Below are 15928 nucleotides of genomic sequence, written 5' to 3' on the forward strand. Positions count from 1 at the left end.
GACTATCAAACACACTGTTGAGTTCTCAAACAACCGACGCACACCGCAGAACCAGAACCTTTCTCAGTTCCGACCCCGCCGGGGCAACCCCTCAAACTTACCAGACTTTTTCGGCCGTTCCGACCGCCTGTTTCCAGCCGATCGAACTGCCCGACGAAGTCGGAAAGCCCCTCATCGATGCTCGAGGCGCACGAATGCGACCCGATCCTCGATGTGAGTTCCAGCCCCGGTCGGCCACCTGAGCTCCGGTCTCCCGGATCTGCTCTTCGGTGTCCGTCTCCCTGTCGGGCTGACGTCGTAGAACATTACACGCTCCGCAGCGCCCGGCCAACTCCGTCCGCGGTGACGCGGGGCACACCCCTCCCCGACCTCGGACGCCGGCCCGGAACCGGGTCCAGAATCGTGCCGTGAGCACCCCCCAGACCGCCTCTCAGCCCCAGGCGTCCGTCGTCGTCCGTCCCGCCCGTGCCGACGAGAGCGCCCACGTCGCGTGGCTGGCCGCGCTCACGTTCCCGCTGGCGTGCCCGCCCGGGACCTCCGTGGCCACCATGGCCGCGCACGTGGCCACCCACCTCTCCCCGGCCGCCGTCCACGGCTGGGTGCGGTCCGACACGCACGCGCTCCTGGTCGCCGTCGACGGCGACCAGGACTCCCGCGGCGGGCGCGACGAGCCCACCACGCCGCTCGGCTACGCACTCGTGTCCTGCGGAGAGCCCGGCGGCGACGAGGAGCGCCGCGTGCTCCGCTCCGCCGTCGGACCCGGGCCGTACGTCGAGCTGTCCAAGATCTACGTGCACCCCGACGTGCTCGGCGGCGGGGTCGCGGCGCGGCTCCTCGACGCGGCCGTCTCGGCCGCCGCGGAGCTCGGGGGCCGCGCTCCCCTGTGGCTCGGCACCAACGGGCAGAACGCACGGGCCCAGGCCTTCTACCGCAAGCACGGCTTCGAGATCGCGGGCACGCGCACCTACGACGTCGGCGGCGCGCGGCACGACGACGTCGTCATGATCCGCCGGCCGGCCTGACCACACGCGAGACGACGGGCGGGCGACACGTGCCGCCCGCCCGCCGCGGTCACTCACGCCGCCGTCGCTCCTGCCGTTCAGCCCCGCAGCGCGAGGATCGCGTCGGCGCTGCGCTCCGCGTTCCCGAAGGAGTCCACGGGGAATGGCGGCTCCGCGACCGTCGACGCGTTGTCCTGCTCCCAGATGCCGTGCTGGCGCCCGGACCCGTTCAGCGCGCCGAGGAACGCCTGGTAGTCGAGGTCGCCCACCCCGAACTCGACGATGTCGTAGCCGTTCGACGACTGCGGGTTCACGCGCCCGTCCTTGAGGTGGAACATCGGGTACCGGTCCCGGTGGGCCAGCACGTACTCCACCGGCTCGAACCCCGGGTAGAGGTGCCGGCCGACGAACGCCCAGAACACGTCCATCTCCAGGTAGACGGCCGCCGGGTCCGTGTTCTCCAGGAAGACGTCGTACAGCCGCGTCGCCGGGTCGTCGGTCGCGAAGCCGAACTCGTGCTGGTGGTTGTGCTGGTAGAACTTCAGCCCGCGGGCCGCGGCCGCCGCGCCGAACCCGTTGAACTGCTCCGCCGCCGCGAGGTAGCCGCCGACCGTGCGGTCGTTCGTCGGGGCGTTGGCCGTACCGACGTGCGACATCCCCAGCGTCTCGGCGATGTCGAGCTCGGCCTCCATGTTCACCGCGAAGTCGCGGATGCTCCGGTGCGATCCCACCGCGACGAGGCCGTTGTCGTCGAGCAGCGCGCGGATCTCGGCCGGCGTGATCGCCCCGACCGCACCCTGCGTGTACCCGGCGAACTCCACCTCCCGGTAGCCGAGCGTCGAGAGCCGCTCGAAGACCGCGCGGAACCCGAGCGCGTTGACCTTGTCCCGGATCGAGTACAGCTGGATGCCCAGCTTGCCCGGCGGGACGAGACGGCGTCCGCCGCCGGCGGCGGACACCGCCGACGCCGTCGCGGCCGTCGATGTGACGGCCGCGGCCCCCACCGCGACCGTGGAGCCCGCCAGACGCAGGAACGTCCGGCGGTCGAGCTCGGTACGACCGGTCATGCTGATCCCCTTTGATCAGGACGCCGGACCACCCGGCGCCACGCTGTCGCCCTCGCCGACGGACCGCCCGTCAGCGACGCTGGGAGAACGCCGCGTCGAACGCCGCGGCGGGCGGGTCGAACGCGAGCCCGCGGACGAACTCCAGGGCCTGCGGCGCCCCGACCAGCCGGTCCATGCCGGCGTCCTCCCACTCGATCGAGATCGGACCGGCGTAGCCGATCCTGTTGAGCATCCGGAACGCGTCCTCCCACGGCACGTCGCCGTGCCCGGTGGAGATGAAGTCCCAGCCGCGCCGCAGGTCGGCCCACGGCAGGTGCGACGACAGCCGACCGTTGCGACCGTTCGTCATGCGCTTCTTCGAGTCCTTGCAGTCCACGTGGTAGATCCGGTCCTTGAAGTCCCACAGGAAGCTCACCGGGTCGAGGTCCTGCCACACCATGTGCGACGGGTCCCAGTTGAGGCCGAACGCCTCCCGGTGGCCGATCGCCTCGAGCGTGCGCACGGTGGTCCAGTAGTCGTAGGCGATCTCGCTCGGGTGCACCTCGTGCGCGAAGCGCACGCCCACCTCGTCGAAGACGTCGAGGATCGGGTTCCACCGGTCGGCGAAGTCCTGGTAGCCGGCCTCGACCATCGCCTCCGTGGCCGGCGGGAACATCGCCACGTACTTCCAGATCGACGACCCTGTGAAGCCCACCACGGTGTCCACACCGAGCCGCGCCGCCAGCCGCGCGGTGTGCTTCATCTCCTCCGCCGCGCGCTGCCGCACGCCCTCCGGGTCGCCGTCGCCCCACACGACGTCCGGCAGGATGTCGCGGTGCCGCTCGTCGATCGGGTCGTCGCAGACGGCCTGCCCCTTGAGGTGGTTGGAGATCGCGTACACCTTCAGGCCGTGCCGCTCGAGCAGGTCCAGGCGGGACTGCACGTACGCGTCGTCGTCCCACCGCCACGGGTCCAGGTGGTCGCCCCAGCAGGCGAGCTCCAGGCCGTCGTAGCCCCAGCCCGCAGCCAGCCGGGCCACCTCCTCCAGGGGCAGGTCGGCCCACTGGCCCGTGAACAGGGTGATCGGTCGTGCCATGGTGCGGTTCTCCTCGTCGAGATCGGCGGTGCTGGTGCTGGTGGTGGCTGGGAGGTCAGCCGGGCAGGTCGACCCAGGTGTGGCCGGCGTCGGAGCTGCGCTCGACGGCGTCGAGCACGCGCTGCACCGCGAGCCCGTCGGCGAACGACGGCGTCGGCTGCTTCCCCGCCGCCAGGTCGCCGACGAGGTCGACGACCTGGTGGGTGAACGCGTGCTCGTAGCCGAGCCCGTGCCCGGCGGGCCACCAGTGCCCGCCGTACGGGTGCTCGGGCTCCGTGACCACGATGCGACGGAAGCCCGCCACCTGCGCGTCGTCCTCCGCGTCGAAGTAGTGCAGGAGGTTCATGTCCTCGAAGTCGAAGGCGATCGCGCCGCGGGTGCCGCTGATCTCCAGCCGGATGGCGTTCTTGCGCCCCCACGCGTACCGCGTGGCCTCGAACGTCGCCGTCCCGCCGCCCGACAGCCGCCCGAAGAAGATCGCCGCGTCGTCGACCGTCACCGGGCCGGTGCCCTCCCCCGCCTCGCCCGACAGGCCCGAGAACGACGCCGGCACCGGGCGCTCGCGCACGAACGTCTCGAGCATGCCCGCCACGCCGACCAGCCGCTCCCCCGTCACGAACTGCGCGAGGTCGACGACGTGCGCGCCGATGTCGCCCAGCGCCCCCGAGCCCGCCTTCGCCTTGTCGAGCCGCCACGACAGCGGGGTCGACGGGTCGGACAGCCAGTCCTGCAGGTACTGCGCCCGCACCTGCCGCACCTCGCCGATCCGACCCTGCTCCACCAGGCGGCGGGCGAGCTGGATCGCGGGGACGCGGCGGTAGGTGAACCCCACCGCCGCGAACACCCCGCGCGCGGCCGCGGCGTCGGCCGCCCGCACCATCTCCTCCGCCTCGGCCACCGTGTTCGCGAGCGGCTTCTCGCACAGCACGTGCTTGCCCGCCTCGAGCGCCGCGACCGCGATCTCGGCGTGCGTGTCACCGGGCGTGCACACGTCGACGAGGTCGACGTCGTCCCGGGCGACGAGCTCTCGCCAGTCCGTGACGGCGTCGTCCCAGCCGAGCCGGTCCGCCGCCGCCCGCACCCCGTCGGCGCTGCGGCCCGCCACGACCCGCATCCGCGGGGCGAGCGGGAGGTCGAAGAACCGCGGCGCCGTCCGCCACGCGTGCGAGTGCGCGGCTCCCATGAACGCGTACCCGACCATCCCGACGCCCAGCGTCGGCGTGCCCCCTGCCGTGGCGTGCTCGCTCATCGAGCGACCTCCGTTTCCGTCGTTCTCGTGCTTCCGTGCGTGCGGGTCGTGCCTGCCTGCGGACCCTCGGTCCTCAGGGTCTCAGGACCGGAACCCGATGGACATGTACTGGTCGACGTTGTCCGCCGTGACGACCGGCGCGAACAGCTGGGTGGTGCGCGGGACGCCGGCCGAGACCAGGTCGCCCATGTTCTTGTTCTGCACCACCAGGCGCGCCAGCTTGATGCCGTCGGCCGCCTGCGTCGACGGGTAGACGACGGTCGCCTGCAGCGGCGTGTCCCCGGCCTGGATGTGCTCCATGACGTCGAGCGAGCCGGCGCCGCCGACCATGAAGAACTCGTCGCGCCCGGCGTTCTCGATCGCGGCGAGGACGCCGACGCCCTGGTCGTCGTCGTGGTTCCAGATGGCGTCGATCTTCGGCTCCGCCTGCAGCAGGTTCGACGTCGCCGTCTCCCCGCCCTGGACCGTGAAGTCGGCGGCGACCCGGCGGTCGACGTCGAGACCGCAGTCGGACAGCGCGTCCTCGAAGCCCTTGCTGCGGTCCTGGGTGAGCGGCAGCGACTCGATGCCCTGGATCTCGGCGACGATCGCGTCGGGGTTGTCGCCCAGCTGCTCGCAGATGTACGTGCCGGCGCTCACCCCCATGCCGTAGTTGTCACCGAGGATCGTGGCCCGAGCCGCGAACGGGCTGGAGAACTCGCGGTCGACGTTGATGACCGGGATCCCGGCGTCCATCGCCTTCGTCGCGACCTCGGTGAGCGCGGCGCCGTCGAACGGCAGCAGCACGATGGCGTCGACCTTGTCGTTGATGAACTGCTCGATCTGGCTGATCTGGACGTTGACGTCGTTCGTCGCCTCGGCCTGCCGGAGCTCGACGTCCGAGTACTGCTCGGCGGTGTCGACCGCCGACTGGGTGATGGCGCCCATCCAGCCGTGGTCGGCGGCGGGGGCGGAGAAGCCGATGACGACCTGGTCGCCCGGCTCGTCGTTGCCCTCGGCCGCGACCTGCGGGGCCGCCGAGCCCTCGTCCTCGGGCGGCTCGTTGCTGGTGCAACCGGCGGCGAGCAGGACGGCGGACACGGCCACCGCGGCCACCGCGGCGGTGCGCCGGGCGGGACTGTTCGGCAAGGTGCGTGCGGACATGTGATCATCCTCGATTCGGTCCGGCCGTGCCGGGCGGGTGGCCCGGTGCGGGTGGTGCGGGGTGGTGCGGGGAGGTTCAGGACGAGCCCTGGGCGTCAGGGAGACGTGGCACGGCGGGCGAAGCGCTGCTGGAGGAGGACGGCGATCACGATGATCGCGCCCTTGGCCACGTTCTGGGCGGAGATCGACATGTTGTTGATCGTGAACACGTTGGAGAGCATCGCGAAGATGAGGACGCCGATCACGGTCCCGACGATCGTGCCGCGGCCACCGATCAGCAGGGTGCCGCCCACGACCACGGCCGCGATGACCTCCAGCTCGTAGTACAGGCCGTTCGTGGAGGTGCCGGCCGTGGTGCGGCCCAGCATCATCACGCCCGCGATGCCGGCGGTCAGCCCGGACAGCGCGTAGACGTACAGCAGGTGGCGCTGCACCTTGATGCCCGCGAGACGCGACGCCTCGAGGTTGCCGCCCACCGCCACGGTGCGGCGACCGAAGGTGGTGCGGTTGAACAGGAACCACCCGGCGACGGCGACGAGAGCGAAGATCCACACGAGCACCGGCACGCCGATGAAGTCGGCGCGGAAGAAGTCCATGAACCCGTCCACGCTGACGACCTGGGTCTGGCGGCCCGAGATCATCTCCGCGAGGCCGCGGGCGGCGATCATCATCGCCAGCGTCGCGATGAACGACACGACCTTGCCGTACGCGATGATCAGGCCGTTGACGATGCCCGCCGCGGTGCCGACCGCGAGCGCCGTGAGCACCATGACGGTCCAGTGCACGTCCTCCGCCATCGTCTGTGTGGCGAGCGTGCTCGCCCACACCGAGGACAGCCCCACCAGGGAGCCCACGGAGAGGTCGATCCCCCCGGCGGTGATGACGAACGTCATCCCGATGGCGAGGACCCCCGTCACCGACGCGAGCCGGAGGATGGTCATGGCGTTGTCGAGGCTGGCGAAGCGTTCGCCGCCCGTGATCACGCCGACGACGGCGACGAGGGCCAGGGCCACGACGAGCCCGATCGTGCGGCCCGCCGGGCCCGACAGCCACGAGGGCCGCGACGTGCCGGCGGCCGGCGACTCCACCTGGGTGCTCATGCGGCGGTTCCTTCCATGACGAGGTCGAGCACGCCGTGCTCGTCGATGTCCTGCGCGGGTGCCCGGTGCACCACGCGCCCTTCGGAGACCACGAGCACGTGGTCGGCGAGCCCGAGGACCTCGGGGATCTCGCTGGAGACGACGACCACCGCCGTCCCGGCGTCGGCGAGCCGGCGCACGAGGCCGTAGAGCTCCGACCGCGCGCCGACGTCGACGCCGCGGGTGGGCTCGTCGAGGAGCAGCACGTCGCAGCCGTGGACGAGCCACCGGCCGAGCAGCGCCTTCTGCTGGTTGCCGCCGGAGAGGGTGCGCGCCGCGCGGTCGACGTCGGCGGGTCGCAGGTCGAGGGCGGCGGCCTGCTCGCGCGCGGCTGCGCGCTCCGCGCGCTCGTCGAGCCAGCCGCCACGGGCGAACCGGGCGAACGTCGAGAGGGTGACGTTCCGGTAGACGGGTTCGTCGAGGACGAGGCCCTGGCTCTTGCGCTCCTCGGGGCACAGCCCGATGCCGGCAGCCACCGCGGCGTCGACCGACCCCGCGCGCAGGGCGCGGCCGTTCACCGCCACGCTGCCCGCCGTGCGCCGCCGCGCGCCGTAGAGCGTCTCGAGGATCTCCGACCGTCCCGCGCCGACGAGGCCGGCCAGCCCCACGATCTCCCCGGCCCGGACCCGGAACGAGACGTCGTCGAACGTGCCCGCGAGGCCGAGGCCCTCGACGTCGAGCACGACCGGAGCGTCGACGGGCACGCCGGGGCGGTCCGGGAACGCGTACTCGACGTTGCGGCCGGTCATGAGGCGGATGAGCTCGGTGGTGGGCGTGGTCGCCGCCGGGAGGTCGCGGCCGACCGTGCGCCCGTTCTTGAGGACCGTGATGCGGTCGCCGATCTCGCGGATCTCCTCCAGGCGGTGGGAGATGTACACGACGGCGACGCCCTGCGCCGTGAGGGCGCGGACCACGCGGAACAGGTTGCGCACCTCACCGGCGTCGAGCACGGCGGACGGCTCGTCCATGACGATGACACGGGCGTCGTGGGAGAGCGCCCGCGCCATCGACACCACCTGCTTGCCCGCCGCCGACAGCTGCCCGACCTCGCGGTGCGGCGAGATCTCGGGGTGCCCGAGCCGCGCCAGCAGCTCGCGCGTGCGCCGGGTCGCCTCGCGCCGCTGGGTGAAGCCGCCGCGGTCGAGCTCGTGGCCCAGGAAGACGTTCTCGGCGACGGTGAGCCCGTCCACGACGTCGAGCTCCTGGTAGATGGTCGCGACGCCGAGCCGCAGCGCGGCGACCGGGTGCGGGACGACGACCTCCTCGCCGTCGATCAGCACCCGCCCGGACGTGGGCTGGTGCGCTCCCGCCAGCACCTTGATGAGGGTGGACTTCCCGGCGCCGTTCTGGCCGAGCAGGCAGTGCACCTCGCCCGGCAGCACGTCGAGATCCACCCCGTCGAGCGCCTTGGCGCCCGGGAAGTGCTTGACGATGCCCTCCATGCGCAGCAGAGGGGCGGGGGCGTCGCTGCCCTCCGGCGGTGCCGCGTCGTCGCGGTCCACGTCGACCATGGGTCCGAACCTAGGACGCACTTCTGTCGAGCGTCAAGCAAAAGACGGGTGTTATTCGATCGTGATTGACTACGGTCATGACGGAAGGTGCAGCGGTCGGACCTCGCACGCCCGGGGCCGGCGAGATGTTCCAGCTTCTGCGCGACGGCCGGGCTCGCACCCGCGCCGAGCTCGCGACCCTCACCGGGCAGGCGCGGTCCACCGTCGCCGGACGGATCGACGCGCTCATGGCCGCCGGCCTCATCGCCCCCGCCGGCGAGGCCACCTCGACCGGCGGTCGCCCGCCCGCCACCTTCGCGTTCAACCCGTCGTCGCAGGTGGTGCTGGGCGTCGACCTCGGCGCCACCCACGCCCGGCTCGCCGTGACCGACCTGGCGTCCACCGTGCTCGCCGAGCTCGACGCGCCCCTCGCCATCGCCGACGGGCCGGAACCCGTGCTCGACTGGGTCGCGGACGCCGGCCGCAAGCTGCTCGAGACCGCGGGCCGCGACGTCGGCGACCTGGCCGGCGTCGGCGTCGGCCTGCCGGGCCCGGTCGAGCACGCCACCGGGCACCCCAACAACCCGCCGATCATGCCCGGCTGGGACGACGCGGACGTGCCCGGAATCCTCCGCGGCCACTTCGACGCGCCGGCCCTCGTCGACAACGACGTGAACATCATGGCGCTCGGCGAGCACCGCATCGCGTGGCCCGACGTCTCCGACCTCATCCTCGTCAAGGTCGCCACGGGCATCGGCGCCGGCATCATCGCCGACGGCGCGCTGCGGCGCGGCGCGCAGGGCGCGGCCGGCGACATCGGCCACGTCGCCGTGCCCGGCGCCGAGGAAGTGGTGTGCCGCTGCGGGAACGTGGGGTGCCTCGAGGCCATCGCGAGCGCGCAGGCCCTCGCCGTGCGGCTGCGCGCCGAGGGTCTGGACGTGTCCGGCCCCGCCGACGTCGTCGCGCTGGTCCGCGGGGGCGACGTCACCGCCGGCCGCGCCGTGCGCCAGGCCGGCCGAGAGATCGGCAGCGTCCTCGCTGCCACCGTCAGCCTGCTCAACCCGTCGGTCATCGTGCTCGGCGGCATCCTCGCCGAGGCGGGCGAGCACCTGCTGGCCGGGATCCGGGAGGTCGTCTACCGGCGGTCCCTGCCGCTGGCCACCCAGCACCTGCGCATCGCCGTGGCGCGCACGGGCGCGCAGGCCGGGGTGCTCGGCGCCGCCGCCATGGCCGCCGACCACGCCCTGTCGCCCGAGGCCGTGGACGCCCTGACCGCCTGAGACCGCCCCGCCGACGGCGGGCGCGTGGCTCGCCGCCCGGTCAGGCCTCGAGGACCGCGACGTGCAGGTCCAGCAGGGCGGCGGTGCGCTCGGCGGGGCCGCGACCGAAGCCGCACTCGGTCGCGACGCCGACGGTCCGGCCGCCCAGCACCTGCGCGGCCGCGGCGAGGCGGCGCGCGGCGCCCTCGACGCCGTCCTCGTGGTGCAGGAGGCCGAGGTGGAGCTCGGTGGCCTCGTCGAGCCGCAGCTGCGCGAGCGGAGCGACGTAGGCGACATCGTCGCGGTCGATCGGCACCGGCAGGTGCACCCAGGTGATCGGGCGCGGGAGGGCCTCCACCAGGGCGTTCGCCATCGCAACGAGGTGGCCGGTGTCCGCCGGCTCGACGAAGTGCTTCTCCGCCACGTCGCCGTAGCAGAGGTGGAAACCGAGCTCGACGCCGTCCGGCACGTGCGCCGCGACGCGCGCGGCGCGGCGGGCGCAGCCGAGGACGACATCCTCGTCCCCGCCCGCGTCGCGGTCGAACCACGCCCGCGCGGCGCCGCCGCCCAGGTTGGCGCCCTCGACGAACGCGAAGTCGGTCGCGAGCTCCACCTGGATCGCGAGGTCGGCGGCGGGGACGGTGGCGAGGATCTCGTCGAGCTCGCGCAGCACCGCCGCCTCGTACGCCGGGTACACCGCGGCGCGGTCGGCCGGCGCGACGAACGTCGTCACCGCCGCGAGGGGCGACGGGATGCCGACCTGGAACCGCGTGCCCCGAGCGATCACGCCCTCGGCGCGCAGCGCCACGAAGTCGGCGTAGGACGCGAGCGCCGCCTCCGCGTAGCCCAGCGGCCCGAACCTCAGCCCGTCGGCCGGCACCGAGCCGTCCAGCACGTGCGGCCGCAGGTCGAAGCCGGCCACGACGACGGGCTCGTCGCCCACGCGCGCCAGACCGTCGACCGCCTCGAACCGGGTGCCCTGGAACAGGATCCAGTGGAACCGCTCGCCCACCTCGCCGTCGGGGATGCGGCGGGCGTGCGCGCCGAGCCGCGTCGCGACGGTCCGCAGGGTGTCGCGCGCCGTGGGCAGGTTCACGGAGCCCACGAGGTGGGCGCCGCGCAGGGTCAGGTGAGCAAGCGGGCTGTCGTGCACCCGCGCATCGTAGCCGCGGGCGTCAGTCGTCCCCGCCCTCGTCCGTGCCACCGCCCAGCGCGGCCGGGCCTCCCTCGAGCAGGCGCGTGAACGCCGCCTCGTCGAGGATCGGCAGGCCGAGCTCCTCCGCCTTGGCCGCCTTGGAGCCGGCGTTCTCGCCCACGACGACGTAGTCCGTCTTCTTCGAGACCGACCCGGCCGCCTTGCCGCCCGCCGCGAGGACCGCCTCCTTCGCCCCGTCGCGGCTGTACCCCTCGAGCGAGCCGGTGACCACCACGGTGAGCCCGGCGAGCGGGCCGGTCGGGCCCTTGTCCGCCTCGGCCGCCATCGCCGCGGGCCCCGGGTGGTCGGGGATCCAGGTGCGCACGCCCGCCGCCTGCCAGCGGTCGACGATCTCGCGGTGCCACTCGACGTCGAACCACGCCAGCAACGCGTCCGCGATGATCGGCCCCACGCCCTCGACGGCGGCCAGCTCCTCGCGCGAGGCGGCGCGGACCGCGTCGAGCGAGCCGAACCAGCCCGCGAGCGCCCGGGCCGCCACGGGCCCGACGTGCCGGATGTTGAGGCTGACGAGGATGCGCCAGAGGTCCTTGGTCTTGGCGAGCTCGAGCTCGTCGAGGAGCTTGGTGGCGGCGGCCGTCGGCTCCCACTCCGGCAGGGCCTCCCCCGCCGCCTCCGCCTGGGTGCGGCGGGCCTTGGTGTACGTGACCTTCTTGCGGAACGGCGTCCGGCGACGGGCCACGCCGTCGTCGTCCACCTTGGGCAGACCGGTCTCGGCGTCGCGCACGACGACCTCGATGGGCAGCAGCTCGTCCAGCGTGAGGTCGAACAGGCCCGCCTCGGTGCGCAGCGGCGGGACCTCCGGCACCTCGGGCTGGGTGAGCGCGGACGCCGTCACCTCGCCGAGCACCTCGACGTCCAGGCCTCCGCGCGAGCCGATGTGCTCCACCCGGCCGCGCACCTGCGCCGGGCAGGACTCGGCGTTGGGGCAGCGCAGGTCGACGTCGCCCTCCTTCATGGCCCGCAACGGGGTGCCGCACTCGGGGCACCGCTCCGGCATGACGAACTCCTCGCGCGGGTGGCCGTCGTCGGCCAGCGCGGTGACGGGCCCGAGGATCTCGGGGATGACGTCGCCCGCCTTGCGCAGCACGACCATGTCGCCGATGCGCACGCCCTTGGCCTTCACCACGTCCTGGTTGTGCAGCGTCGCCTGCCGCACCGTGGACCCGGCCACCAGGACCGGCTCCATCACGGCGTACGGCGTCGCGCGCCCCGTGCGGCCCACGCCGACCTGGATCGCCACGAGGCGGGTGGTGACCTCCTCCGGCGGGTACTTGTAGGCGATGGCCCACCGGGGTGCGCGGCTCGTCGCGCCGAGCCGCTGCTGGTCGCCCAGCGCGTCGACCTTGACGACGATGCCGTCCAGCTCGTGCTCGATGTCGTGGCGGTGGGCGCCGAACCACTCGATCATCTCGACGACGCCGTCGACGCCCTCGACCACGCGGTTGTGCGGCGAGACGGGCAGCCCCCACCGGGCGAAGTGCTCGTACGCCTCGGACTGCCGGGCAAGCTCGGTGTGCTCCCCCGCCGTCCACTGCAGGGCGCCGATCCCGTGCACGTACAGGCGCAGGGACTCCACGCGGGCGACGCCGGCCTCGAGCTCCATGCCCTCCTTCTTGTCGAGCAGCTGGCGCAGCCCGCCGGCCGCCGCGTTGCGCGGGTTGGCGAACTGCGGGAAGCGACGGAGCGCCGCGACGCGGGCGCGCTCCTCGTCGAACGGGCGCGCGGCCGTCGCGCGCCCGTCGTGCCGCGCCCGGGACTCGGCGACGACGCGGTCGCGGAGCTCCGCCTGCAGCGCGTTGAGCCGCTCGAACGAGGCGACGGGGATGAACACCTCCCCGCGGATCTCGACGAGGTCGGGGTGGCCGTCGCCCGCCAGCCGCCGCGGGATGTCCGCGATCCGCAGCGCGTTCTGGGTGACGTCCTCGCCGGTGCGGCCGTCGCCGCGGGTCGCGGCCCGCACCAGGCGGCCGTTCTCGTAGAGCAGGGCGATCGCGAGGCCGTCGATCTTCACCTCGGACAGGTAGCCGACGTGCTCAGCGCCCAGGTCGCGGGCCACACGGGCGTCCCACGCCCGCAGCTCCTCCACGGAGAACACGTTGTCGAGGCTGAGCATGCGCTCGACGTGCTCGACCGTGGCGAAGCCGGCCGCGGCCGCCCCGCCCACCCGCTGCGTCGGGGACTCGGGAGTCTGCAGCGCCGGGTGCGCGGCCTCGATCGCCGCCAGCTCGTGCATCCGCGCGTCGTACTCGGCGTCGGACACCCGGGGGGCGTCGTCCTCGTAGTAGGCCCGCTGGTCCTCCTCGACGAGGGCGACCAGCTCGGCCCAGCGACGCTGGGCGGCGGCTTCGTCGAGCAGGGTGTCCGGCCCTGAGTCGAGGCCTGTGTTCTCGGTGTCCGTCACGGGTCCATCCTGCCGCGTGCCGCCGACACCGGCCGGGTCGGGCGCCCCGACCGGCCCGACCTGCGAGAGGGCCTGTCCCGACGCTGTCCGAACCGCTACGATTCTGGCGATTTGGCCCCCTCTCGACCGACAGCAAGGACGCTCATGAAGATCGCCGTCGTCGGCGCCGGCTTCGCCGGCCTGGCCAGCGCCAAGGTGCTCCGCGAGTTCGGGCACGACGTCACCGTGCTCGACAAGGCCCCCGACGTCGGCGGCGTGTGGAGCGCGAGCCGCCGCTACTCGGGCCTCACCACGCAGAACAACAAGGGCTCGTACGCCTTCTCCGACCTCCCGATGCCGAAGGACTACCCCGAGTGGCCCAGCGGACAGCAGGTCCAGGCCTACCTCGAGCAGTACGTCGACCTCCACGACCTGCGCGGCACGCTCCGGCTGTCCACCGAGGTCGTCCGCGCCGAGCTCACGCCCGCGGAGGACGGCTGGTCGGTCACCGCGCGACGCGCCGGCGAGCCGGTGGCCGAGCCCGAGCGCTTCGACCACCTCGTGGTCGCGAACGGCATCTTCTCCGACCCGGTGATCCCCCGCTTCGAGGGCCTGGCCGAGCTCCTGCGCGCCGGCGGCAAGGTCGTCGCCTCGAGCCAGCTCACGTCCCTCGAGGACGCTCGCGGCAAGCACGTCGTCGTCGTCGGGTACGGCAAGTCCGCGTGCGACGTCGCCGCCGAGGTCGCCCCCGTCGCGGCGAGCACGCAGGTCGTGGCGCGCCACCTGCTGTGGAAGCTGCCCAAGCGGCTCGGCAACGCGCTCAACTACAAGTACCTGCTGCTCACGCGGATGGGCGAGGGGCTGTTCCGCTACGAGACGATGTCCGGCGGCATGGAGAAGTTCCTGCACGGCCTGGGCGACGGCGTGCGGAGGTCGATGCTCGCCAGTGTCGGCGCGGTGTCCGTCAAGCAGTTCCACCTGGAGAAGCTCGGGCTCGTGCCGCGCGGCGAGTTCGCCGACATCGCCCGCTCCACCGTCTCGCTCGCCACCGACGGCTTCTTCGAGCAGGTGGCCGAGGGCAAGATCGACGTGCGCCGCGAGGCCGAGATCGAGCGCCTCGACGTCGACGAGGAGGGTGCACCGGTCGCGGTGCTCGACGACGGCACCGCGGTGCGGGCCGACCTCGTGGTGTGCGGCACGGGGTTCCACCAGCGCGTGCCGTTCCTCGACGACGACCTGCAGGCGCGTCTGCTCGACGACCGCGACAACTTCCAGCTCTACCGGCAGGTGCTGCCGCACGACGTGCCCCACCTGACGTTCGCCGGGTACAACTCGTCGCTGTTCAGCCCGCTGTCGGCCGAGGTCGGCGCCCTGTGGACGGCCGCGCACCTCGCCGACGCCGTGGACGTGCCGCCCGTCGAGGAGCGGCGCGAGCTCGTCGCGAGCCGCGTGGACTGGATGGAGAAGCGCACCGAGGGCAAGCACGCCCGCGGCACCAACGTCATCCCGTTCTCGCTGCACCAGATCGACGAGATGCTCGCGGACCTCGACCTGCAGCTGCCCGCGGCCACCCGCGCCGGCCAGTGGCTGCTGCCGGTGGACCCGAAGGCCTACCGGCACCTGCCCGGCCGGCTGCGCGCACGGATCGGCTGACCTCGCGGATCGGCCGGCTCGCGCGGGTCGGCCGATCCCCGGTCACCGGAACCGGACGGGCAGCTCCCGCGGGTAGCGCGCCCACGCCGAGCGCACCGGCTCGACGTCCGTCGGCGCGACGGTGAGCTCCAGGTCCGCGACCCGGGCGAGGAAGTGCCCCACGACCGTCCGCGTGATCAGCGGCGCCATGCGGTGCGCCGGGCACGCGTGCGCGCCCGTCCCCCACGTGAGGTGGAAGCGCGAGTCCGCCTGCTCCCACGGGTCGGCGCCGCGGACGGCGCGGTCGGCGTTGGCCGCCGCCACCGCCGGCACGACGGCGTCGCCCGCCGCGATCGCCTGGCCGCCCAGCTCGCCGTCGGCGAGGGCGTAGCGCGGCCGCAGGTGCGGCAGCGGGGGCGCGTCGCGGGCCACCTCGTCCAGCGCGTCGTCCAGCGAGAGGCGGCCGCCGTGCAGGCGGGCGGCGAACGCCGGGTCGGCCAGCAGTCGCTGCAGCGCGGTGGCGATCCACGCGATCTCGGCGTCGTGCGCCGTCGCGAACACGAGCGCGACGGCGCCCATCACCTCGAGGTCGTTCTCGTGCGCGGGATGGGCGAGCAGCGCGGACGTGAGGTCGTCGCTCGGCTCCGCGCGGCGCCCGGCGACGAGGCCCGCGAGCAGGTCCTCCGCCTCGACGGACGCCGGGTAGGCGTCGTCCGTGCCGGAGCGCTGCGCGACCGTGAGCTCGTGCATCCGGCGCGCGTCGGCGAGCGTCATGCCGAGCAGGTCGGCCAGCACCCGTACCGGGACGTCGACGGCGTACTCGGCCACCATGTCCGCCGTGCCGCGGGCGGCCAGCCGGTCCAGCACGGACGCGCAGGCGACGTCCGTCGTGCGCCGGACCCGCCGGTCCTCGACGGCGTCGAGCGCGTCGGCCAGGGGCGTGCGCAGCCGCCGGTGCTCCGCGCCGTCGCGGTCGTGGGCGCCGTCGCGCGGCGCGAGCAGAGCGCGGGTCGCCGAGCGCCGACCGAGCAGCCCCTCCGCCTCGTACCGCCAGTGCCGCGCGTCGCGGGAGAACATCGCCTCGTTGCGCAGGACGGCGGCGACCTCCGCGTGTCCCAGCGCGAGCCAGGCCGGCACGCCCGGCTCGAGGTCCACCGGCGCGAGGGCGCCCCACCGCGAGCGCAGGGCCTCGTAGCCGGCGGCCGGGTCGGGCGCTCCCGCCAGGTCGGCGAGCAGCGGCCGGTCGGCCACGTCCTCGAGCCGGACCACGCGTACTG

At 73.6% G+C, this 15928-nt stretch carries 12 protein-coding genes; 3 read left to right on the plus strand and 9 right to left on the minus strand.

The genetic code is table 11. From position 1 onward, the window contains the following. The first annotated feature begins 407 nt into the window (after positions 1 to 407). The gene (locus tag ABZ493_RS19165; protein WP_430583720.1) at positions 408 to 1022 is read left to right on the plus strand and encodes an N-acetyltransferase; all 615 of its coding nucleotides are present in this window, start codon (positions 408 to 410) and stop codon (positions 1020 to 1022) included. Positions 1023 to 1099: 77 nt separating this feature from the next. On the opposite strand, the gene ABZ493_RS19170 is transcribed toward ABZ493_RS19165, so the two are convergent. The 6 genes from ABZ493_RS19170 to ABZ493_RS19195 form a co-directional block, all read right to left on the minus strand. Further along, positions 1100 to 2068: a sugar phosphate isomerase/epimerase gene (locus ABZ493_RS19170; RefSeq protein ID WP_430583721.1), complete on the minus strand. Its 969-nt coding sequence runs from the start codon at positions 2066 to 2068 to the stop codon at positions 1100 to 1102. A gap of 70 nt (positions 2069 to 2138) precedes the next feature. Then, a complete protein-coding gene (locus ABZ493_RS19175; RefSeq protein WP_430583722.1) occupies positions 2139 to 3143 on the minus strand; it encodes a sugar phosphate isomerase/epimerase family protein in 1005 nt (334 codons plus the stop codon). A 55-nt stretch (positions 3144 to 3198) separates the two neighbouring features. After that, positions 3199 to 4392: a Gfo/Idh/MocA family oxidoreductase gene (locus tag ABZ493_RS19180; protein WP_430583723.1), complete on the minus strand. Its 1194-nt coding sequence runs from the start codon at positions 4390 to 4392 to the stop codon at positions 3199 to 3201. An 81-nt stretch (positions 4393 to 4473) separates the two neighbouring features. Continuing rightward, positions 4474 to 5535 carry a substrate-binding domain-containing protein gene (locus ABZ493_RS19185; protein WP_430583724.1) on the minus strand — a complete coding sequence of 354 codons (1062 nt, stop codon included), beginning with the start codon at positions 5533 to 5535 and terminating at the stop codon, positions 4474 to 4476. A gap of 95 nt (positions 5536 to 5630) precedes the next feature. Next, on the minus strand, positions 5631 to 6635 hold the full coding sequence (locus tag ABZ493_RS19190) for an ABC transporter permease (protein WP_430583725.1): 1005 nt from the start codon (positions 6633 to 6635) through the stop codon (positions 5631 to 5633). Next, positions 6632 to 8185 carry a sugar ABC transporter ATP-binding protein gene (locus tag ABZ493_RS19195; protein ID WP_430583726.1) on the minus strand — a complete coding sequence of 518 codons (1554 nt, stop codon included), beginning with the start codon at positions 8183 to 8185 and terminating at the stop codon, positions 6632 to 6634. Before ABZ493_RS19195 ends, ABZ493_RS19190 begins: the two co-directional genes overlap by 4 nt. A gap of 77 nt (positions 8186 to 8262) precedes the next feature. On the opposite strand from ABZ493_RS19195, the gene ABZ493_RS19200 reads away from it, so the two are divergent. Continuing rightward, positions 8263 to 9444 (plus strand): ROK family transcriptional regulator, encoded by a 1182-nt coding sequence (locus ABZ493_RS19200; RefSeq protein ID WP_430583727.1) that lies wholly within the window; start codon positions 8263 to 8265, stop codon positions 9442 to 9444. 40 nt (positions 9445 to 9484) lie between these two features. On the opposite strand, the gene ABZ493_RS19205 is transcribed toward ABZ493_RS19200, so the two are convergent. Then, the gene (locus tag ABZ493_RS19205; protein ID WP_430583728.1) at positions 9485 to 10576 is read right to left on the minus strand and encodes a hypothetical protein; all 1092 of its coding nucleotides are present in this window, start codon (positions 10574 to 10576) and stop codon (positions 9485 to 9487) included. Positions 10577 to 10598: 22 nt separating this feature from the next. Further along, positions 10599 to 13040 (minus strand): NAD-dependent DNA ligase LigA, encoded by a 2442-nt coding sequence (gene ligA, locus ABZ493_RS19210; RefSeq protein ID WP_430583729.1) that lies wholly within the window; start codon positions 13038 to 13040, stop codon positions 10599 to 10601. 144 nt (positions 13041 to 13184) lie between these two features. On the opposite strand from ligA, the gene ABZ493_RS19215 reads away from it, so the two are divergent. Beyond that, positions 13185 to 14672 (plus strand): NAD(P)/FAD-dependent oxidoreductase, encoded by a 1488-nt coding sequence (locus ABZ493_RS19215; protein WP_430583730.1) that lies wholly within the window; start codon positions 13185 to 13187, stop codon positions 14670 to 14672. A gap of 42 nt (positions 14673 to 14714) precedes the next feature. Here the strand turns inward: ABZ493_RS19215 and ABZ493_RS19220 are convergent, their stop codons facing one another. Beyond that, positions 14715 to 15920 (minus strand): hypothetical protein, encoded by a 1206-nt coding sequence (locus tag ABZ493_RS19220; protein WP_430583731.1) that lies wholly within the window; start codon positions 15918 to 15920, stop codon positions 14715 to 14717. Between the last annotated feature and the right edge of the window lie 8 nt (positions 15921 to 15928).

Origin of the sequence: Isoptericola sp. NPDC019482, from assembly GCF_040632295.1 — a bacterium.
Taxonomy (GTDB): Bacteria; Actinomycetota; Actinomycetes; order Actinomycetales; family Cellulomonadaceae; genus Isoptericola.